Source organism: Bradyrhizobium sp. USDA 4486 (genome assembly GCF_054057995.1).
Genome location: NZ_JBSRZV010000001.1, coordinates 1,695,882 through 1,714,934 on the forward strand (window position 1 = coordinate 1,695,882; position 19,053 = coordinate 1,714,934).

At 65.1% G+C, this 19,053-nt stretch carries 17 protein-coding genes and 1 pseudogene; 10 read left to right on the forward strand and 8 right to left on the reverse strand.

Translation table 11 applies throughout. The features are described from left to right. Positions 1-26: 26 nt before the first annotated feature. The gene (locus tag ACVWY3_RS08330) at positions 27-1,025 is read left to right on the forward strand and encodes a hypothetical protein (protein ID WP_456838019.1); all 999 of its coding nucleotides are present in this window, start codon (positions 27-29) and stop codon (positions 1,023-1,025) included. Positions 1,026-1,067: 42 nt separating this feature from the next. After that, on the forward strand, positions 1,068-1,508 hold the full coding sequence (locus tag ACVWY3_RS08335) for a DUF1489 family protein (RefSeq protein WP_456838020.1): 441 nt from the start codon (positions 1,068-1,070) through the stop codon (positions 1,506-1,508). Here the strand turns inward: ACVWY3_RS08335 and panC are convergent. Then, entirely contained in the window at positions 1,505-2,356 is an 852-nt protein-coding gene (panC, locus tag ACVWY3_RS08340) for a pantoate--beta-alanine ligase (RefSeq protein WP_456838021.1), read from the reverse strand. The genes ACVWY3_RS08335 and panC overlap by 4 nt on opposite strands. A gap of 282 nt (positions 2,357-2,638) precedes the next feature. On the opposite strand from panC, the gene ACVWY3_RS08345 reads away from it, so the two are divergent. From ACVWY3_RS08345 to ACVWY3_RS08360, 4 genes are all read left to right on the forward strand, one after another. Further along, positions 2,639-3,562 carry a division plane positioning ATPase MipZ gene (locus tag ACVWY3_RS08345; RefSeq protein WP_456838022.1) on the forward strand — a complete coding sequence of 308 codons (924 nt, stop codon included), beginning with the start codon at positions 2,639-2,641 and terminating at the stop codon, positions 3,560-3,562. 339 nt (positions 3,563-3,901) lie between these two features. Next, on the forward strand, positions 3,902-4,762 hold the full coding sequence (locus ACVWY3_RS08350) for an alpha/beta fold hydrolase (RefSeq protein WP_456838023.1): 861 nt from the start codon (positions 3,902-3,904) through the stop codon (positions 4,760-4,762). A gap of 124 nt (positions 4,763-4,886) precedes the next feature. After that, on the forward strand, positions 4,887-5,636 hold the full coding sequence (locus ACVWY3_RS08355; RefSeq protein WP_456838024.1) for a VWA domain-containing protein: 750 nt from the start codon (positions 4,887-4,889) through the stop codon (positions 5,634-5,636). Positions 5,637-5,900: 264 nt separating this feature from the next. Next, positions 5,901-6,626: a DnaJ domain-containing protein gene (locus tag ACVWY3_RS08360; RefSeq protein ID WP_456838025.1), complete on the forward strand. Its 726-nt coding sequence runs from the start codon at positions 5,901-5,903 to the stop codon at positions 6,624-6,626. 224 nt (positions 6,627-6,850) lie between these two features. Here ACVWY3_RS08360 and ACVWY3_RS08365 read toward each other — a convergent pair whose 3' ends face one another. After that, positions 6,851-8,680, reverse strand: coding sequence for a serine hydrolase (locus ACVWY3_RS08365; protein WP_456838026.1), 1,830 nt, complete (start codon positions 8,678-8,680; stop codon positions 6,851-6,853). A gap of 399 nt (positions 8,681-9,079) precedes the next feature. Here ACVWY3_RS08365 and ACVWY3_RS08370 point away from each other — a divergent pair, with 399 nt between their 5' ends. Then, on the forward strand, positions 9,080-9,418 hold the full coding sequence (locus ACVWY3_RS08370) for a phasin family protein (RefSeq protein WP_024341049.1): 339 nt from the start codon (positions 9,080-9,082) through the stop codon (positions 9,416-9,418). 75 nt (positions 9,419-9,493) lie between these two features. On the opposite strand, the gene ACVWY3_RS08375 is transcribed toward ACVWY3_RS08370, so the two are convergent. Both ACVWY3_RS08375 and ACVWY3_RS08380 read right to left on the reverse strand, forming a co-directional pair. Next, positions 9,494-9,649 carry a hypothetical protein gene (locus tag ACVWY3_RS08375; protein ID WP_456838027.1) on the reverse strand — a complete coding sequence of 52 codons (156 nt, stop codon included), beginning with the start codon at positions 9,647-9,649 and terminating at the stop codon, positions 9,494-9,496. Between the two features lie 200 nt (positions 9,650-9,849). Continuing rightward, positions 9,850-10,203 (reverse strand): hypothetical protein, encoded by a 354-nt coding sequence (locus ACVWY3_RS08380; protein WP_456838028.1) that lies wholly within the window; start codon positions 10,201-10,203, stop codon positions 9,850-9,852. A gap of 467 nt (positions 10,204-10,670) precedes the next feature. On the opposite strand from ACVWY3_RS08380, the gene clpS reads away from it, so the two are divergent. Then, positions 10,671-11,003: an ATP-dependent Clp protease adapter ClpS gene (gene clpS / locus ACVWY3_RS08385; RefSeq protein WP_235545867.1), complete on the forward strand. Its 333-nt coding sequence runs from the start codon at positions 10,671-10,673 to the stop codon at positions 11,001-11,003. Positions 11,004-11,288: 285 nt separating this feature from the next. Continuing rightward, on the forward strand, positions 11,289-13,700 hold the full coding sequence (gene clpA, locus ACVWY3_RS08390; RefSeq protein WP_456838029.1) for an ATP-dependent Clp protease ATP-binding subunit ClpA: 2,412 nt from the start codon (positions 11,289-11,291) through the stop codon (positions 13,698-13,700). A 95-nt stretch (positions 13,701-13,795) separates the two neighbouring features. Here the strand turns inward: clpA and ACVWY3_RS08395 are convergent. From ACVWY3_RS08395 to ACVWY3_RS08410, 4 genes and pseudogenes are all read right to left on the reverse strand, one after another. After that, a pseudogene (locus tag ACVWY3_RS08395) lies at positions 13,796-15,218 on the reverse strand (MFS transporter). Positions 15,219-15,388: 170 nt separating this feature from the next. Beyond that, entirely contained in the window at positions 15,389-16,414 is a 1,026-nt protein-coding gene (locus tag ACVWY3_RS08400) for an aldo/keto reductase (protein ID WP_456838030.1), read from the reverse strand. 117 nt (positions 16,415-16,531) lie between these two features. Next, entirely contained in the window at positions 16,532-16,822 is a 291-nt protein-coding gene (locus tag ACVWY3_RS08405) for a hypothetical protein (protein ID WP_456838031.1), read from the reverse strand. A gap of 41 nt (positions 16,823-16,863) precedes the next feature. Then, positions 16,864-17,820, reverse strand: a complete 957-nt coding sequence (locus tag ACVWY3_RS08410; protein WP_456838032.1) for an AraC-like ligand-binding domain-containing protein — start codon at positions 17,818-17,820, stop codon at positions 16,864-16,866. A gap of 196 nt (positions 17,821-18,016) precedes the next feature. Between ACVWY3_RS08410 and ACVWY3_RS08415 the strand changes: the two genes are divergently transcribed. Then, complete coding sequence (locus ACVWY3_RS08415; RefSeq protein ID WP_456838033.1) at positions 18,017-19,033, forward strand: carbon-nitrogen hydrolase family protein; 1,017 nt, start codon at positions 18,017-18,019, stop codon at positions 19,031-19,033. Positions 19,034-19,053: the final 20 nt, after the last annotated feature.

Below are 19,053 nucleotides of genomic sequence, written 5' to 3' on the forward strand. Positions count from 1 at the left end.
TCAACTCGCGTGAGGGGACGTCGCGCATGGACTGGGCTTGGGCCACTACGCTCGACCAAATCTGGCGCTCGCCGGCCTTCCTGATGTGGATGACGCTGGTCGCTGCCGTCGTTTTCGGATTGATCCTGCTGTTCACGCTGCTGCGCGCCGAGAGAACGGTCGCCAACGGCGCGCTGGCCGCCATCTCGCTGCTCGCCATCATCATCGCGGTCGCCGCCACCATGCGCCCTTATGGGCCGATCGGACACGAGACGCCGGTTGCTGAAGGTCGCACGCAAGCCGCGGTCGTCGCAGGCTTGCCGGCGCTGTCCTGCCTCGACGAGCTCGCCGGAGAGACCGTGGCCGCCGGCTGCGAGAAGGCGCTGTTCGGCGCGCCCGACGCGGCGGCCGCCGCCGTCGCCTACACTGCAAGCCGGATCGACCGGCTGACCGCGCTCGGTGATGCCGCAACCGCCGAGAAGAGCCTGACACAGGACATGAAGATACTGCGCAAGACGCTGGAGCACGATCGCTACGGCCTCGTCGCCCAGGTGCTGGTCGCGCGCGACGGCTGCACGCAGTTCGATTGCCCGGCGTTCCGCTCGCTGACCGATCAGCAGCAGGTCGCCGCCAACATGGATTCCCATCTCTACGATCAGCTGGTCGCACGCTACGCGCCGACCTGGAACGCGCCCGCAACGGTGCCGGGGGCGCTGCCCGCAACTGCTGCGCTTGCCGGGCTGCCGCCGTCGATGCCGACGGGCAAGCCGACCAATGCGGAGTTCCCGAGCGCCTCCTCGACGCCGCCGGTCAGCATCATGACTCCCGAACCGGCGACGCCGGCGACGCGCCAGGCCGCGCCTGCCGCAAACGCCGCTCCAGCCCCGCGCGCACCCGCGGCCGCCTCGGCGCAGGCCGCTGCGCCTGCGGCACCAGCCGCGGCCGCCAAGAAGCAGCCGGCCCCCAAGCGCGCGCCAGCCGCCGCTCCGGTTCCGCTTGCGCCGCCGTCCGCGACGCCGACGCCTCGGGCTGCGGATAACGAGTAGATCGGCATTCCCAACGCGTGGCCGCCCGGCTAATGCTGGGCCATGCCACTCCATCTGATCAAGCTCGCCGTCGGCTGCGACTCCGTCAAGGAATTGAAGGGGTGGGTGGCCGAACGGATGCAGACCGCCAAGAAGAAGGGTCTGCCGCAACATCACATCCACATCACGCGCATGGTGCCCAAGCGCGACGCCGAGATTCTGGCGGGCGGATCGCTCTACTGGGTGATCAAGGGCGAGATCGCCGCGCGCGAAAAGATCATCGGTATCGAGCCGTTCCGCGACAAGGACGGCATCGGTCGCTGCCGGATCGTGATGCAGCCGAAGGTGATCTCGGTGTCGCCGCGGCCGATGCGCCCGTTCCAGGGCTGGCGCTATCTCACCAACGATTCCGTGCCGCCCGATCTCGGCAAATCCGCCGCCGGTTCGATCGCGGCCATGCCCGAGCCGATGCGGCGCGAGCTGCGCGATCTCGGGCTGCTCTAAACCGCGATATTGTCGATCAGCCGCGTCGTGCCGAGCTTGGCTGCCACCAGGATCCGCAACGGACCGTCCTCGCGCGAGGTGACCGGCGCCAGCGTCTCGGCGTGGCGCGCCTCGAAATAGTCGAGCGCGAAACCGGCCGCCTTGATCGTCTCCGCACCACGCGTCATCGCGCTTCCGAGGGCTTCGCCGGCGCGGATGCGGCCGGCGCTGTCCTTCATGGCGCGGTAGAGCGTGGTCGCGGTCTGCCGCTCCTCCGCCGAGAGGTAGACGTTGCGCGAGGACATCGCGAGCCCGTCGCGTTCGCGCACGGTGCGGGAGCCGATCACCCTGACGCCAAGGTCGAGATCCCGCGCCATCTGCATCACCACCCGCAGCTGCTGAAAGTCCTTCTCGCCGAAGATCGCAACATCCGGCCGGCACTGCGTGAACAGCTTGCCGACGACGGTGGCGACGCCGCCGAAGAAGTGCGGCCGGAACCGGTCCTCGAGGCCGGCGAGCGCCGGTCCCTCGGGCACGATGCGGGTGGCAAAGCCGTCCGGGTACATGGCCTCGACGCCGGGATGCCAGACGATGTCGACCTCCTCGGCCGCGAGCTTGGCGATGTCGGCCTTCCAGGTGCGCGGATAGGCGCCAAAGTCCTCGGTCGGCGCAAACTGAGTCGGATTGACGAAGATCGACACCACGACGCGGCTGGCGCGCCGCTTGGCGAGGCGCACCAGGGACACATGCCCGTCATGGAGTGCCCCCATGGTCGGGACCAGCGCGATCGTGGCCTTTCGCTTGCGTAGATTGTCGACGGCGCGTCGCAAGGTGGGGACCGTGCGGGCGATCAAGGGGCTTCGTGACATCGGGACTCGACGGGGTTGGGAATCGGAGGGGGGCGCGGCCCGACGGCCGGCAGGCCAACCTTAACAAGCGGCGGTCGTGGACGCCATGCATCCGGATGCGGCACAGCAATTCGCGTCGAGCCGCGCGACATTGCGAGTGTGTGGGCTGCATCGCAGACGCGCAGCTGCACTGCTCTTCATGATTAGAACCGCGCGTTGCGATTTGCGTTACCTGTCACGCATTTCACTTGACCGCAGACGTGGTCAACTCGAAGATATTCGTTAGGGGTGTTGAGGATCGCAATGCTTGTGCAAGCTAGCCAAGGCCAATCCGGCTCGGCGCATGTGGTCGTGCTCGGCAATGAAAAGGGTGGCTCCGGCAAGTCGACGACCGCCTTGCACATCGCCGTTGCGCTCCTGAAGGCCGGCCAGCGCGTCGCCACCATCGATCTCGATTGCCGCCAGCAAAGCTTTACCCGCTACATCAGCAACCGCTCCGCCTGGGCCCGCCGCACCGGGCTCGGCCTCGAGCTGCCGGTGCATCGCTGCATCAAGCTCGGCGAGACCATGCAGATCGCGGAGAACGAGAACTCGGAGTTTAAGCAGTTCATGGAGGCGGTCGCGGCGGTCGAGCGCAGCTTCGACTTCATCGTCATCGATACGCCCGGCACCGACAGCTATCTAATGCGGCTTGCGCACTCGATGGCCGACACCCTGGTGACGCCGATCAACGACAGCTTTCTCGACTTCGACGTGCTCGGCACCGTCGACCCCGCCAACTACGCGGTGACGGGCGAGAGCCATTACGCGGAGATGGTGCGTGACGTCAGGCGCAAGCGCCGCCAGCTCGACGGGGCGACCACCGACTGGATCGTCGTCCGCAACAGACTGTCGATGCTCGGCTCCCGCAACAAGCAGCTCGTCGCCGACGGCTTGAAGGATCTGTCGCTGCGACTCGGCTTCCGCTACGTTGACGGCTTCGCCGAACGCGTCGTCTATCGCGAATTCTTCCCGCGCGGCCTGACTGCCCTGGACGAGATCGACGAGGCCACGCTCGGCATGCGGCCCAATCTCGGCCATCTCACTGCGCGCGAGGAGGTAACGAGCCTGCTCCGCCAGCTCAAGCTGCCGCTCGACGAGCGCGGTCGCCGCCGCGCCGCCAACCGCGCCGAGTGGTTCAGTCAGGTCGACAAGCCGCTTGAGGTCCACGACATCCTGGGCGCTTGACGCGGTATAGAGCTACTTCCGCATCGATCCGCATGCCGGTTCCCGGGGGAACCGGGCGCGCATTCGCTCGTTTTCATCTACGTTCACTGCGAAATTGAACCCGATCGAGATGGGTTGCGTCCGATCCTGACCTGCACGCTGACGTAGCGCACGAGTCCGGGCTGCCCAAGAATCGTGTGCGGCGCACAATGAAAGGGCTGTCAGGTCACAATATTTACGCTTCCTGTCACGTGGCTGTGACATATATTAGGGAATAGGCGACAAGGGGACAAAGAGCCCCGGAAGAACACGATTTTCAACAGGGATTCAGGCCGTAAGAGCCTGAGGCTGAGGACGAAAATGAAGCGTGGAATTGCCGTTCTGGTTTCAGTGAGTGCGCTCTGCGGCATCGCCTATTTCACGGCGAGCAAGTGGGCGATCAAGCACGAGACCATCACTTTCTACGACGCTTCGCGGGACAACCGTCCGGTTCCCGTCGACATCGCGATCCGCCGCGACAAGGAAATGCAGGCCAACGCCGGCATGATCACGCTGCCGGTCGCGGTGATCAATCACGGCAACACCGTCAAGAACACCGAGTACGGCTTCCTCGCCAACATCTTCGCCGCGCGCGGCTATCTCGTCGTCAGCCCGCAGCACGATTTGCCGACCGATCCTCCGATGGTGACCAAGCCGGGCGAGCTCTATGTCGGCCGGCTGCCGCAGATCCTGCGCGGGGTCGCCAACATTCATTTGGCCATGCAGGAGATGAAGAAGGTTCAGCCCAACGCCGACTATGACAAGGTGACGATGGTCGGCCATTCCATGGGCGGCGACATCACGATGTACTTCGCCAAGCAGTACCCGGACGAAGTCAAGAAGGTCGTCACGCTCGACAATCTTCGCGTGCCTTTCGTCACCGCCGGCAAGTTCAAGATCCTGTCGTTCCGCTCCAAGGATCCTCAATTCAAGACCGATCCGGGCGTGATCCCCACGGACGAGGAGTGCGAGAAGGCGGGCATCCAGGTCGTGAAGACCGAATTCCAGCATAACGACATGCGTGACACCGGTCCGGACGACGCCAAGAACTCGATCCAGAGCATGCTGGACAAGTTCCTGAGCTCGACCGACAGCGAGGTGGCGCCGGTCGACACGCAATCGTCCCCGCCCAAGATTCTCGAGCCCGGTCCGGTCGCTCTGATGGCGCCGGCCAAGAGCTGACCTCTCGCTCCGGTCGATCCGATCCTCGAAGCCCCCGTCGGCGCCAGCTTGCGGGGGCTTTGCACATTGACCGGGCCATCGTCGCTGACCACATTAGCTGCTCACCGCGAGGCGAAGAGCAGAGATGTCGGGCGAACCGATCAAACCCCGTGGTGGCGATGCCGTTTCGGCGCAAGCGGACGGCGCGCTGCCGAAGACGAGGACATCGACCTCGGAGGACATCGCCGCCTTCGTCGCTAAGGCGCGCGCGCTGTCGCCGCATGCGCCCGGCGCGAAGGGGCGGCTGATCTTCGCGCTGGATGCGACGATGAGCCGGCAGCCGACCTGGGACATGGCCTGCGCGCTCCAAGCCGACATGTTCCGCGAAGCTGCGGCGCTCGGCAGTCTGGACATCCGGCTGGTCTATTATCGCGGTTTCAACGAGTGCCGCGCCACAGGGTGGATCTCCGACAGCAGCAAGCTTGCGAGGCTGATGAGCAAGATCGATTGCCGCGGCGGTGACACCCAGATCGGCAAGGTGCTAGGCGAGGCGCGGCGCGAGGCGGTTGCCTCTGGCGTGCGCGCCGTCGTCTTCGTCGGCGATGCCATGGAGGAGAAGGTCGACGACCTCTGCGCCAAGGCCGGCGAGCTCGGCATGCTCAAGGTGCCGGTGTTCCTGTTTCAGGAAGGCGATGACACCGTGGCCGAGCGGACGTTTCGCGAGATCGCGAGGCTGACCGGCGGCGCCTGGTGCCGGTTCGATCCTGGCGCGGCGGCGCAACTGCGTGAGCTGCTGCGCGCTGCCGCGGCCTATGCGGTCGGTGGTCGCGAGGCGCTGCTGAAACTGGCGAAGGGCGAGAGCGGCGCGGCCAGGCTGATCGGCCAGATGAAATAGGCCAGAGCATGATCCGGAAAACTGCGCAGCGGTTTTTCGAAAAGATCATGCTCAAGAAGCTAAAACGCGATGACGGTTCACCTTGATCTCATCGCGCTTTCGGCCGCCCAGACCATGGACGCGAGACCGAGCAGGATTTCGCCGTGCGGGGAATGATCTGGACAGGGTCGCTTATTGCAAACGAACGTCTCGTGTCATCAGCCGGTCGTGGACGTGAACGAAGGACGCCATGCTTTTTGACAACAGGACGACTATATTCAGGCCATGACCCTGATCGCCGGCGCTGTCGCCGTTATCACGCTCTATCTGCTGCTCCAGATGTTCCGCTCCGCCAATCCGGCGGTGCTTGCGCGCACCATCAAGTTCGGCGGCGGCGTCGTGGCGCTGGCGGTCGCGGCCTTCACGGGTCTGCGAGGCGAGTTGGCGGTGGCGATCCCGCTCGGACTCATGGGAGCCGGACTGCTCGGCTGGACGCCGCTGGCGAACGCCGGCATCGGCAATGTTGGCGGGCTGTTCGGCGGCGGCGCAACGCGCCCGACAGGTCAGGCCTCGCGCGTGCGGTCGCAGTTCCTGGACATGCGGCTCGATCACGATTCCGGCCAGCTCGCGGGCCGGATCGTCGCCGGGCCCCACGCGGGGCGCGATCTCGATGAGTTCGATCTCGCTGGCCTGCTGGCGATGGTACCGGCGTTCGACGCCGAGAGCGTCGCCTTACTTGAAAGCTATCTGGACCGCCGGTTTCCCGCTTGGCGTCAGAACGCGCAGGGCGATGCGGCAGGGCGGCAGCGCAGCGCGGCGCCGGGCGGCAAAATGACGGCGGAGGAAGCCTATCAGATCCTTGGCTTGCAGCCGGGGGCGGGCCGCGACGACATCAGCCGGGCTCACAAGTCCCTGATGAAGAAACTCCATCCCGACCAGGGGGGCTCGACGTATCTCGCTGCCCGTGTAAACGAGGCCAAGGATACTCTGCTTCGTACGCATAACGTCTAACTCCGGCACCACGCCACAAACGCCCGTACCGCGTCAGCTCCGCTTCTCCGTTCGCCGTCGCCCTGGTGCCCGCCATTGTCGGCGTGGTCGATCCCTTGCGTAAAGTTTTAACCGTAAAGTCTTGACGAGAGGTTGTCGTGGAACAGCCTTGGGCCTCATCCGAATCCCAAACGAAAAATGCCCACGCAGGGCGCGGGCATTGGCTGTGGGAAAGATCCGCTCGATCAGTTGCGGACGGTGATGCAGGAGATCTCGGCGCGCTTGAGGGCGCGGCAGACGGCCTCGGCCTGGTCGCGCTCGAGCCCGGCGAAGCGGGCGCGGTAGAGCTTGCGATTGTCCTTGGCAACCACAGGCTCGGTGAACGGATCGGCCTTGCTGAGCAGGCCGCGGGCCGAGCTGCGCGCCGCATCGATGCGCTGCTGGGCTTCGGTCTCGCTCTCGAGCGCGCCGACCTGGACGATCCAGCCGCTGTGGGTAACGACCGGCTTGGGGGTGGCGCTCATCTGGGCGGGCTGCGGCGCCGGATCGGCGGACGCGAGCTTCGCAGCCGCCGGGGCAGGAGCGGCGGTGGTTGTGGCCGGCAGCACGCCGAGGATGCCGTTGCCGGTACCAAAACCCGCCGGCTGACGCGGCAGTTCGGTGCGGGCGACCTCGGCAGGCTTCGGCGCTTCCGGCTGGCTCTGGGGCTCGGGCTTGTTAATCAAATCGGCCCGGGCGACGACGGCGCCGGAAGTTTCCGCAACGTCTGAACGGGCGGCAATCGTGCTCGTGACTTGCGGAGCGACCGGAGCCGGGGTGGCGGAGGCGACCTTCACAGTGCCGGCCTTGACTTGGACGGTCTTGACCCGGACAGGCTTCATCGGCTCGGACGAGCCGGGAATGATGGAAAGCGGCTGGCTCGAGATCACGCCATTGGTGAGCGGCGCCGGCTCGATCTTGGATTCAGTCGGCCGGACTTCAGGCTTGGGCTGAGCCGGCGGCATCGCCGCGGTCGCAGCGGCAAGCGTCGACAGGCGCGAGGCGAGACGCGACGGGGCTTCCGGGGCGGCCGCGGCCTGGACCTGCGGCGCGGGACGGGCCGGCGTATCCGAGGCATCGGCCACGTCGCTGCTCGCGTCTGCACCGTTGCGCTCGGTGACGGCGGCCACGGTGTGGGTGGTCGCGCCCTTCTCGAGGTTCTCCGCGAGCAGGTTGCGCATGATGGCGTCGCGCGAGCCGCCGCTGCGGCCGCCAAGCACCACGCCGATCAGGTGGCGGTTGCCGCGCCGCATCGAGGTCACGAGATTGAAGCCGGAGGCGCGGGTGTAGCCGGTCTTGATGCCGTCGACGCCCTCGACGCTGCCGAGCAGGTGATTGTGGTTGCGGATCGACTGGCCGCGCCAATTGAACGTCGAGGTCGCGAAATAGCGATAGTAGCGCGGGAAGCGCTCCTGGATGGCGCGGCCGAGCGTGGCCTGGTCGCGCGCGGTCGTGACCTGCTCGTCGTTCGGCAGACCAGAGGCGTTGCGATAGACCGTCTTGGACATGCCGAGCGAGCGCGCCTTGCGCGTCATCATCTGCGCGAAATCGTCCTCGTCGCCGCCGATCGCTTCGGCGATCACCACCGCCGCATCGTTGGCCGAGCGGGTGACGAGACCCTTGATCGCATCCTCGACGCGGATGGTCTGGCCGGGGCGCAGGTTCAGCTTGGTCGGATCCTGATCGGCGGCGTGCTGCGATACCGGCATCTCGGTGTCGAGCTTCATCTTGCCGGACTCCAGACGCTCGAACAGCAGATAGAGCGTCATGATCTTGGTCAGCGAGGCGGGATGGCGGAGACCATCGGGGCTGTTTGCCTGGAGCACGGCGCCGGAATTGCCGTCGACGATGATGGACGCGAATTTCGGGCTGGAGCTCTCGGAGACATCGCGCTGCACCCGATGGCTCGCGTAATGGCGGCGATGGCGCCGCGCCTCGGCCGCGTCGGTGGTGAAGATGGCTGCAGTGGTGACTGTAAGAAGCCCGAAAACGCCGACGCGCGCCAAGCGCGAAGAAGACAAGCTTTTACGAAGCATGGAACCCCGTCCCCGTTTCTGACTTGATCACCGGCTCGTGAGGCGAAATTGTGCCCACTGGAGCCGGGATCATTACCTGCTCAGGCTGTCCCTCCGCTGGTGTTCGCCACGGGAGACGTTGGGCCTGAGCCGCTGTTCTGGCTAAGGTGATGTTCTCAAACGGCTTTGACCGCGTGCGGAAGCTGAACACGTCCAGGGAATCAGGGTACGGGGCTGCGGTTTCCAAAAGCTTAAGGAACCATTGCGGGAAAGCGCGGGAATTTCCGCGACTTGCATCTATTTTGGCATCCGTTTTTGTGCGTCGCACAAGATTCTTGACATTTTTGTGCGTTGCACTAATTGTGGGCAGAGTCAGGGAGCCGGGGCTTCCGGACGAGAGCCAGGGAAAAGGATTGCGAAATGTTCAAGGTTGAAGACTTTCAGAACTACGGGAAAGAGCAGTTCGAGCAGTGCGTCGCCTCCGCGACCTCGGTGCAGCACGGTCTCCAGGCGATCGCCAGCGCCTATGGCGACTACACTAAGAAGTCGTTCGAAGACACCAAATCCTTCGTCGAGAAGCTTTCCGGCGTGAAGTCGCTGGACAAGGCCATGGAAGCCCAGACCGACTTCGCCCGTTCCGCCTACGAGACCTTCGTCGCGGAATCGCAGAAGATCGCCGGCCTCTACAGCGACCTCGCCAAGCAGGCGTTCAAGCCGGTCGAGACCATCGTCTCGAAGTTCACCCCGGCCGCCAACTAAGCGCTCCCTCACATCCTGGAATCAAGAAGCCCGGCTGATCCAGCCGGGCTTTTTTCTGTGTTGTGGCGGGTGGTCTCAGCGCGCCACGCGCAGCTTGGACAGCGAGATGCCGATGTCCTTGAACACCGACACGGTCTGGTCCGCCGACTTCACCAGATAGAACTTGTCGGTGCTGCTCGCGCAATATTGCAGCACGCTCGAGGTCGGATCGTGGCCGGTGTTGACCTGCACCGTGTAGATTGTGATGTTCGCGGCCTTGGCGTTGTCGCACGGCTTCTGCCGCGCGTCGATCTGTGAGGCATTGTTGTGCCGGCGGTTCTGCGTGTTCAGACCGCAGCGTCATCCAGCCCAGGCGAGCCCGATGCCCTGGTTGGTGTTGCCGGTCGGCTTCATTTTGTCGATCACGGTTTTGAGCGAGGACCAGTCGTAGCTCAGCGGCATGATTGGTCGCGGTCGACCACGCAACCTGTCCAGGCGTTGTGATTGGCCGGAGTCCACGCGGCATCCCAATCCGCGAAGTCGATCCAGTACTTGTAGTTGCTGGCGCCGATATTGACGGCCTTAGCGAACGGCACGATCGAGATGTAGACGTCGCCATTGGTCTTGGCGAGCGGGTCTTGGCGAGCGCGCTGAGTTGGTCCATGAGGTTCTTGGCGGCGGTCTGCATCGCCGGCATCTTGCCATCGTCGACCATCGATGCGGTGTTGTCGAGCACCATGGCGACGCGCATACGCGCCAGGCCCCAGGCACTGGTGGACGAGGTAGATAACGGGCAGGCGAAACATGATGATCCCCGAAATCCGTTCGCGCCACCCCCTTGGACGGCAGGTAATGGGACCGTAGAAAACCGGAGATAGCCCGCGCGAAACCGTCGCAGCCACGCTGCGACCCGGTTCCTGGTCAACAGGCTCTGAACGGGCGGGCGGAAATTTTTGTCAAATCGATCCGGATTGATTAACCTTGGTCAGGATCGCCGGACCGGGACTCGGGACCGCCGCGGCCGCATCGGCCAGACCTTTGCACGCTTGCGGCGAGCCAGGGGCAGGCCCATATTGCTAGCGAATGATCCGGCTTGGACCGGATCCGTCGGGAGCGGCGATCCAACAAGGCGGCGCGCCAGCGCGAAGCTCCGGAGGGCGGGGTTGCGCAGCGAGCTGTCATCCGCTCCGTTGGGAATTTGAACGCCTGAGCCATGCCGCACCTGTCTTCCAGCCTCGACCTGTCCGCGCCAGCCGCTGCCCATGCCCCGCGTATGAGCAATGACGACAACCGCTCGGGCGGTCCGACCGGGCCGAGCACGTCGGTGATCACCAAGGTCAAGCCCAAGACCAAGCGGCCGAACCTGTATCGCGTGCTGATCCTGAACGACGACTACACGCCGATGGAATTCGTCGTCCACGTGCTCGAGAAGTTCTTCCAGAAGGACGTCGAGGCTGCGACCAAGATCATGCTGCATGTCCACCACCATGGTATCGGCGAGTGCGGCGTATTCACCTACGAGATCGCCGAGACCAAGGTGACGCAGGTGATGGACTTTGCCCGCAAGCACCAGCATCCGCTGCAATGCGTGATGGAAAAGAAGTAGTCGTGCGTTCGAGTTCTTTTTAGAGCGGTTCTGTTCGCGTGCTGTGTGATGGCAGCACATCCTGCTGCATGATCCGGCGAACATTGGCAGCGGCGTCAATCCTGCCCAGATGGGCAGCTCTGCCCAAATCGGAACAGGTTTTGCATCGAAAATACCGCAGGCGTGTCGCCGCCGGGTCGCGGAACCGGTCTTTCGCCGCGGTCTTGTATAACTATATGTGACAAAGGTTGTTGTTGCCTGACCGGGCGATGGCGATCATGATGGTGGGGGCCATAGAGGACGCGAATGCCGACTTTTTCCCAAAGCCTTGAACAATCCCTGCATCGTGCACTGGCGATCGCAAACGAGCGTCATCACCAATACGCGACGCTCGAGCATCTTTTGCTCTCTCTGATCGACGATTCCGATGCAGCTGCGGTCATGCGCGCCTGTAGCGTCGATCTCGACAAGCTCCGTACGAGCCTCGTCAATTATCTTGAGACCGAATTCGAAAATCTGGTGACGGATGGCGCCGACGACGCCAAGCCGACGGCCGGTTTCCAGCGCGTGATCCAGCGCGCGGTGATCCACGTGCAGTCCTCCGGTCGCGAAGAGGTGACCGGCGCCAACGTGCTGATCGCGATTTTCGCCGAACGTGAAAGTCATGCAGCGTATTTCCTGCAAGAGCAGGACATGACGCGCTATGACGCCGTCAACTACATCAGCCACGGCATTGCCAAGCGGCCTGGTGTCTCCGAGGCGCGTCCGGTTCGCGGCGTCGACGAGGAGACCGAGACCAAGGGCAACGATGACGCCAAGAAGAAGGGCGAGGCGCTCGAGACCTATTGCGTCAACCTCAACAAGAAGGCGCGCGACGGCAAGATCGATCCGGTGATCGGACGCAATTCCGAGATCAACCGCGCGATCCAGGTGCTGTGCCGCCGGCAGAAGAACAACCCACTGTTCGTCGGCGAGGCCGGCGTCGGCAAGACCGCGATCGCGGAGGGCCTTGCCAAGCGCATCGTCGACAGCGAGGTGCCGGAGGTTCTGGCGGCAGCGACGGTGTTCTCGCTCGACATGGGTACGCTGCTCGCCGGCACGCGCTATCGCGGTGACTTCGAGGAGCGCCTGAAGCAGGTGCTGAAGGAGCTCGAAGCCCATCCCAACGCCATCCTGTTCATCGACGAGATCCACACCGTGATCGGTGCGGGCGCGACGTCGGGCGGGGCGATGGACGCCTCGAACCTGCTCAAGCCGGCGCTCGCCTCGGGCACCATCCGCTGCATGGGCTCGACCACCTACAAGGAATACCGGCAGCACTTCGAGAAGGACCGCGCACTGGTGCGGCGCTTCCAGAAGATCGACATCAACGAGCCGACGGTCGAGGACGCGATCGCGATCCTGAAGGGCCTCAAGCCTTATTTCGAGGACTACCACCGGCTGAAATACACCAATGAGGCGATCGAAGCTGCCGTGCAGCTGTCCTCGCGCTACATCCATGACCGCAAGCTGCCCGACAAGGCGATCGACGTGATCGACGAGTCCGGAGCGGCGCAGATGCTGGTCGCCGAGAACAAGCGCAAGAAGACCATCGGCATCAAGGAGATCGAGACCACGATCGCTTCCATGGCACGGATTCCGCCGAAGAGCGTCTCCAAGGACGATGCCGAGGTGCTCAAGCATCTCGAGCAGACCCTGAAGCGCACCGTGTTCGGCCAGGACAGGGCGATCGAGTCGCTGGCGGCTTCGATCAAGCTCGCCCGCGCCGGCCTGCGCGAGCCGGAGAAGCCGATTGGCTGCTATCTGTTCTCAGGGCCCACCGGCGTCGGCAAGACCGAGGTCGCAAAGCAGCTCGCGGCGACGCTCGGCGTCGAGCTCCTTCGCTTCGACATGTCCGAATACATGGAGCGGCACACCGTGTCGCGCCTGATCGGCGCACCTCCGGGCTATGTCGGCTTCGACCAGGGCGGCCTGCTCACCGATGGCGTCGACCAGCATCCGCATTGCGTGGTGCTGCTCGACGAAATCGAGAAGGCGCATCCCGACCTGTATAACGTGCTGCTCCAGATCATGGACCACGGCCGGCTGACCGACCACAACGGCAAGCAGGTCAACTTCCGCAACGTGATCCTGATCATGACCACGAATGCAGGCGCGGCGGATCTCGCCAAGCAGGCGTTCGGCTTCACGCGCTCGAAGCGGGAAGGCGACGACCACGAGGCGATCAACCGCCAGTTCGCGCCGGAATTCCGCAACCGCCTCGATGCCATCGTCTCGTTCGGCCATCTCAGCGTCGAGGTGATCGGCACCGTGGTCGAGAAGTTCGTGCTTCAGCTCGAGGCCCAGCTCGGCGATCGCGACGTCACCATCGAACTGTCCGAGCCCGCCAAGGCCTGGCTGGTCCAGCATGGTTACGACGAGCAGATGGGCGCACGTCCGATGGCACGCGTGATCCAGGAGCACATCAAGAAGCCGCTGGCGGACGAGGTGCTGTTCGGCAAGCTCAAGGCCGGCGGCCACGTCCGCGTCGTCCTCGTCAAGGACGAGGCCGACGAGACCAAGGACAAGATCGGTTTCGAGTTCGTCGAGGGGCCGGTCACGCCGAAGCAGGAAAAGCTGCCCGGCACCCGCAAGCGTCCGCCGGGCAAGTCCAAGCCGGGCGGCGGCCCCGGCGGCTCGAAAGGGCCGATCTCGAAGGGCCCGCTGGTCAAGGTTTGATCGCGAGCAACATGGATCGAAAAGGCCGGCTGAAAAGCCGGCCTTTTTTTGGCGCAGCGGGCAGCGCCGTCGTCTGAAACCCGAGCGTCCCGCGCTCAATCTCCCTTCATCCGCTGTCCGTCCTGCACCCGCACACGCTCGGCGCCGCGCGCGCCGGCGGGCGACAGGCGCAACATGCTGAGCAGCGCACCGCATAGCGCAAAGCCGACGCCAGCCAGCAGCGCGATCCTGGTTCCCTCATGCGGATAGCGCCCGAGGAACAGCGCGACCAGCGCGGCGCCGGCGGTCTGGCCGAGCAGGCGGGCGGTGCCGAGCATGCCGCTGGCTCCGCCGGAGCGCTCGCGTGGTGCGGCCGCGATCATGGTGCGGTTGTTCGGCGTCTGGAACAGGCCGAAGCCGAAGCCGGCCAGCGCCATACGCCAGGCGATGTCGAAGGGCGCCGGGCTCGGCCGGCAGCATCGCGAGCGAGGCGAGCCCGCCTGCGAACAGCAAGAGGCCGATGCCGCCGAGCAGGCCGGCGGGATAGTGCTCGACCAGCCGCCCGGCAAGCGGTGCGGCGAACGCCACCGTGATCGGCCAGGGTGTGATCAGCAGTCCCATATGCACGGCCGAATAGCCGAAGCGGCTTTGCAGGTAGAACGGGATCGCGACGAAGGACAGCATCTGGGCGCAGAACGAGGCGATCGAGGTCGCGATCGACAGCGCGAAGATCGGGATGCGCAGCAGGTCGACCGGCAACAGCGGCGCGGCGACATGGGTCTCGCGCCAGATCAGCGCGGCGCCTGCGACGGCGGCGACGGCGAATTCGATCAGGCAGGTGAGCAGCGGCTCGCCGTGGCCGACGCTGTCGACCGCGAAAATGCCGACGCCGAAGGTGACAGCGCTAAGCCCCGCGCTCTGCCAGTCGAACGAATGCGCCGCCAGGCGCGTGTGCGGCAGGCACCGTGCGCCGAGCGCAACGGCGACCGCACCGATCGGCACGTTGATCGCGAACAGCCAGGACCAGCTGCCTACGGCCAGGATGCCCGAGGCCAGCGTCGGCCCGATCGCGGCCGACACCGCCACGACGAGCGCGTTGCGCGCGATGCCGCGCCCGAGCAGCGCATGCGGATAGGTGAAGCGGACCAGCGCGGTGTTGACGCTCATGATGCCGGCTGCGCCAAAGCCCTGGATGATGCGCGCGATCGTCAGCATCGGCAGCGATTGCGCGACCGCGCAAAACGCGGAGGCGAGGGTGAACAGCGCAAGTCCCGCCAGGTAGACGCGCCGGTAGCCCACGATCTCGCCGAGGGAGGCGAGCGGCAGCAGCGAGATGGTGATGGCGAGCTGGTAGCCGTTGACGATCCAGATCGAGAAGGCCGGGCTTGCCTTGAGATCGGCCGCGATCGTCGGCAGCGCCACATTGGCGATGGCGCCGTCGATCACGGACATCGTGATGCCCAGCGCGATGGTGAGGATGGCCCATCGGCGCTGCGGCAGCGGCAGGCCGTCGGCCTGCTCGATCGTGACTGTCGACATTTGTGAGCGGCGTCTGCTTTGGCGAATCGAACGTGCCAGGTGACGGAGTATTGCGCCAACCGGACAGGACCGCGATGGTTCCGGAACCCAGCCGTTACCAACGCGCTCGCCTTGGCCCCGGAGGAGCACGACAATACGGGCCTCGAGCGGCGAGGCAGATCGACCGGCTGCTAAACCGCCGGCGGATTGCGGTCCGTGAAGGTCACGCGCTGGTGCCAATAGGGATAGGGCAGCGTCACCTTGCTTGCGTCATCGAGCTTGGCGATCTGGTCCTTGGTCAGCGACCAGCCGACCGCGCCGAGATTTTCGCGCAACTGCGTCTCGTTGCGCGCGCCGATGATCAGCGTCGACACGGTCGGACGCTGGAGCAGCCAGTTCAGCGCGATCTGCGACACGCTCTTGCCGGTTTCCTTCGCGACCTCGTCGATGGCGTCGACGACGCGATAGACGTGCTCGTCGGACACGGGCGGGCCGAATTCGGCGGTCTTGGGCAGGCGGCTCACCTCGGGCTTCGGCTGGCCGCGGCGGATTTTTCCGGTGAGGCGCCCCCAGCCGAGCGGCGACCAGACAACGGCGCCGAGCCCCTGGTCGAGGCCGAGCGGCATCAGCTCCCATTCATAGTCGCGTCCGATCAGCGAATAGTAGGTCTGGTTGGCGACGTAGCGCGGAAAACCGTGCTTGTCGGCAACGCAGAGCGACTTCATCAGGTGCCAGCCCGAAAAATTCGAGACGCCGACATAGCGGATCTTGCCGGCGCGCACGAGCACGTCGAGCGTGCTGAGCACCTCCTCGGGCGGCGTGAAGGCGTCGAAGCCGTGGAGCTGGAACAGGTCGATGTAATCGGTGCCGAGCCGGCGCAGCGAGGCATCGATGGCGGTGAGCAGATGCTGCCGCGACGAGCCGATGTCATTGGGGCCATCGCCGAATCGGAACGTCGCCTTGGTCGAGACCAGCACCTTGTCGCGGCGGCCCTTGATCGCCTCGCCCAGAACGCGCTCGGACTCGCCGAGCGAATAGACGTTGGCGGTGTCGAACATCGACACGCCGGCCTCGAGGCAGATATCGAGAAGGCGCCGCGCTTCGGTCGCATCGGTCGTGCCCCAAGCGGCAAGGCGGCCGACGCCGCCGAAGGTGCCGGTCCCAAGGCTCAAAGCGGGCACCATCAGGCCTGACCGGCCCAAGCGTCGGTATTCCATCGATCTGCTCCTCGGCTGGCCGTCAGTTGATCGTTGCGGCCCTCGGGAGCGATGGTAGTGCAAGCGGGCGCCTGCGTCCTGTCACGCGCTCACATACCGGCCTTGCCCGGACGTGGCCTAGTCGTGCAGACGCATGTCATCGAATGCCGCATCAGCAATGCGGGGGCCGGCTGTCTTCGTCGAAGACTGCGCCTCGATCCGTATCGCGGCCGGCGGGAAACAGGCGACCTCAGTGTCACGCGCCTGCCGCGGCAGGAGCGTCAGGCTCCAGCCCACCAGGACGAGGACCGCGAGCCGGATCGCGATCACACCCAGCAGCAGCTCAGATCCGCTTATCGTGCCGTGAGTCCTCATGCGCGCCAGCCTGATCCAGGCCGCGAGGCAAGACAATCTGGAATTGGCGAGCATTGCCTTCGCCCGGGGCGAAGGCTCGAGGTGATGGCTGACTGTCAGTGCCGCAACTGGCTCTGCCGGAAGTCACGCGGCGACATTCCAAAATGCTCGCGGAAGACGCGGCCGAAATGTGAGAGGTCGTTAAAGCCCCAGGCGAACGCGATCTCGCTGATATGGCGATGCGCGAGCACAGGGGAGGCGAGATCGCGCTTGCATTGGGCTAGACGCTCGGCAAGGACATAGCGTTGGAACGACATGTCTTCGTCGGCGAGCAGATCATTGACGTAGCGCGGCGAGATGCCGATTGCGGCGGCGGTTTCCGCCGGCGAGAGGTCGGGATCGGCGAGGTGCGCGCGGATGTGCGCCTTCAGCCGGTAGAGCAGGGCGGCGCGATGAGTTGACGATGGCAGCGATGCCTTGCCGAGCCGTTCGCCTAGCGCCATGGCCAACAGATCGACAGCCTGCTCCGACAAAGCCGCAGCATGATCCGGCGCAAGTTGGTCCGCGCTCTGGCAAAGCCGGAAGATGAAATCGTAGGCGAGCCGTTCGAGCGGTGCGTCAGCTCCGAACGACATCGCAGTGAGCGTCTCGGTGGCGCCGAGCCGCCGCTGTAGCATTTCCCGTGGCACCTTGAAGATGGTCTGCGTGAAGGCCTCGTTGAACTTCAGCTCATAGGGCCGCGTGGTGTCGTAGAGCGCGAACTCGCCGGGATGGATTACGGTCTCGCGGCCATCCTGCACCACGCCGCCATAGCCGCGATTGCCGAGCGCAATGAGAACAAAATCCTGATCCGAACGCGCGATGCGCGAGGGTGTGCGGTACACGTGCTGGCGGTCGGAGCAGACCTCCGAGCATACGGCCTTGCCGAGCGGGGCCTGCGTGACCGAGCCGCGAAAGGCGCTGCCGAGGTCGGATTTGCAGTCGAGCCCGACGAAGACGTCGCACACGATGTCCTGCCACAGCGCCAGCCGCCGGTAGGCGGGGCTGCCGTCTGTCGTGAACTGGATTGGCATCGGCAAGCCTCCCTTTCACATCCTGCAAAACTGCATGCGGCACCGGATCGAGCCTTGGCGGAGGCAAATTCCGTACCGAGGCGGCGCTGCCGTCCAGTCGAGTTTTTGTTCCGCCGCGGTCGAGCGCCCCGCCGTCGGCTTGGCCAAATAGACTGCATCGGACGTGGCTTCCGATCAACCGGCAAGGGAGGCGGGAATGGGCATCGAACATCCGAAATACAAGGTCGCGGTGGTGCAGGCAGCGCCGGCCTGGCTCGATCTCGATGGCTCGATCGACAAGTCGGTCGCGCTGATCAGGGAGGCCGCCGAGAAGGGGACGAAACTGATCGCCTTTCCCGAAGCCTTCATCCCCGGCTATCCCTGGCACATCTGGATGGACTCGCCGGCCTGGGCGATTGGCCGCGGCTTCGTACAGCGCTATTTCGACAATTCGCTGGCCTATGACAGTCCGCAGGCCGAACGGTTGCGCGAGGCCGTGCGCAAAGCGAAGCTGACGGCCGTGATCGGCCTGTCCGAGCGCGACGGCGGCAGCCTATATCTCGCGCAATGGTTGATCGGACCCGACGGCGAGACCATCGCAAAGCGCCGCAAGCTACGCCCGACCCATGCCGAACGCACCGTCTATGGCGAGGGCGACGGCAGCGATCTCGCCGTGCACGCGAGGCCCGATATCGGCCGGCTCGGTGCGCTGTGCTGCTGGGAGCATCTCCAGCCGCTGTCGAAATACGCCATGTACGCCCAGAACGAGCAGGTCCACGTCGCGGCCTGGCCGAGCTTCTCGCTCTACGATCCCTTTGCGCCGGCGCTCGGGGCCGAGGTCAACAACGCGGCCTCGCGGGTCTATGCTGTCGAGGGCTCCTGCTTCGTGCTCGCGCCCTGCGCGACGGTCTCGCAGGCCATGATCGATGAGCTTTGTGATCGGCCGGACAAGCACGCGCTTCTGCATGCCGGCGGCGGCTTTGCCGCGATCTACGGTCCCGACGGCAGCCAGATCGGCGACAAGCTTGCACCGGATCAGGAGGGGCTTTTGATCGCCGAGATCGATCTCGGGGCCATCGGAGTTGCCAAGAACGCCGCCGATCCCGCCGGACATTATTCACGGCCCGACGTGACGCGGCTCTTGCTCAACAACAAGCCCTACAAGCGCGTCGAGCAGTTTGCGCTGCCGGCCGACACCGTCGAGGCCACGGACATCGGCGCGGCGGCGAGTTGATCGCCGAGAGCAAGGCAGGG

What these genes read in the sequence shown, in the direction of transcription:
- ACVWY3_RS08330 (WP_456838019.1), top strand. Translation starts at nt 27, where the DNA reads ATGGACTGGGCTTGGGCCACTACGCTCGACCAAATCTGGCGCTCGCCG.
- ACVWY3_RS08335 (WP_456838020.1), top strand. Translation starts at nt 1,068, where the DNA reads ATGCCACTCCATCTGATCAAGCTCGCCGTCGGCTGCGACTCCGTCAAG.
- panC (WP_456838021.1), bottom strand. Translation starts at nt 2,356, where the DNA reads ATGTCACGAAGCCCCTTGATCGCCCGCACGGTCCCCACCTTGCGACGC.
- ACVWY3_RS08345 (WP_456838022.1), top strand. Translation starts at nt 2,639, where the DNA reads ATGCTTGTGCAAGCTAGCCAAGGCCAATCCGGCTCGGCGCATGTGGTC.
- ACVWY3_RS08350 (WP_456838023.1), top strand. Translation starts at nt 3,902, where the DNA reads ATGAAGCGTGGAATTGCCGTTCTGGTTTCAGTGAGTGCGCTCTGCGGC.
- ACVWY3_RS08355 (WP_456838024.1), top strand. Translation starts at nt 4,887, where the DNA reads ATGTCGGGCGAACCGATCAAACCCCGTGGTGGCGATGCCGTTTCGGCG.
- ACVWY3_RS08360 (WP_456838025.1), top strand. Translation starts at nt 5,901, where the DNA reads ATGACCCTGATCGCCGGCGCTGTCGCCGTTATCACGCTCTATCTGCTG.
- ACVWY3_RS08365 (WP_456838026.1), bottom strand. Translation starts at nt 8,680, where the DNA reads ATGCTTCGTAAAAGCTTGTCTTCTTCGCGCTTGGCGCGCGTCGGCGTT.
- ACVWY3_RS08370 (WP_024341049.1), top strand. Translation starts at nt 9,080, where the DNA reads ATGTTCAAGGTTGAAGACTTTCAGAACTACGGGAAAGAGCAGTTCGAG.
- ACVWY3_RS08380 (WP_456838028.1), bottom strand. Translation starts at nt 10,203, where the DNA reads ATGTTTCGCCTGCCCGTTATCTACCTCGTCCACCAGTGCCTGGGGCCT.
- clpS (WP_235545867.1), top strand. Translation starts at nt 10,671, where the DNA reads ATGAGCAATGACGACAACCGCTCGGGCGGTCCGACCGGGCCGAGCACG.
- clpA (WP_456838029.1), top strand. Translation starts at nt 11,289, where the DNA reads ATGCCGACTTTTTCCCAAAGCCTTGAACAATCCCTGCATCGTGCACTG.
- ACVWY3_RS08400 (WP_456838030.1), bottom strand. Translation starts at nt 16,414, where the DNA reads ATGGAATACCGACGCTTGGGCCGGTCAGGCCTGATGGTGCCCGCTTTG.
- ACVWY3_RS08405 (WP_456838031.1), bottom strand. Translation starts at nt 16,822, where the DNA reads ATGCTCGCCAATTCCAGATTGTCTTGCCTCGCGGCCTGGATCAGGCTG.
- ACVWY3_RS08410 (WP_456838032.1), bottom strand. Translation starts at nt 17,820, where the DNA reads ATGCCAATCCAGTTCACGACAGACGGCAGCCCCGCCTACCGGCGGCTG.
- ACVWY3_RS08415 (WP_456838033.1), top strand. Translation starts at nt 18,017, where the DNA reads ATGGGCATCGAACATCCGAAATACAAGGTCGCGGTGGTGCAGGCAGCG.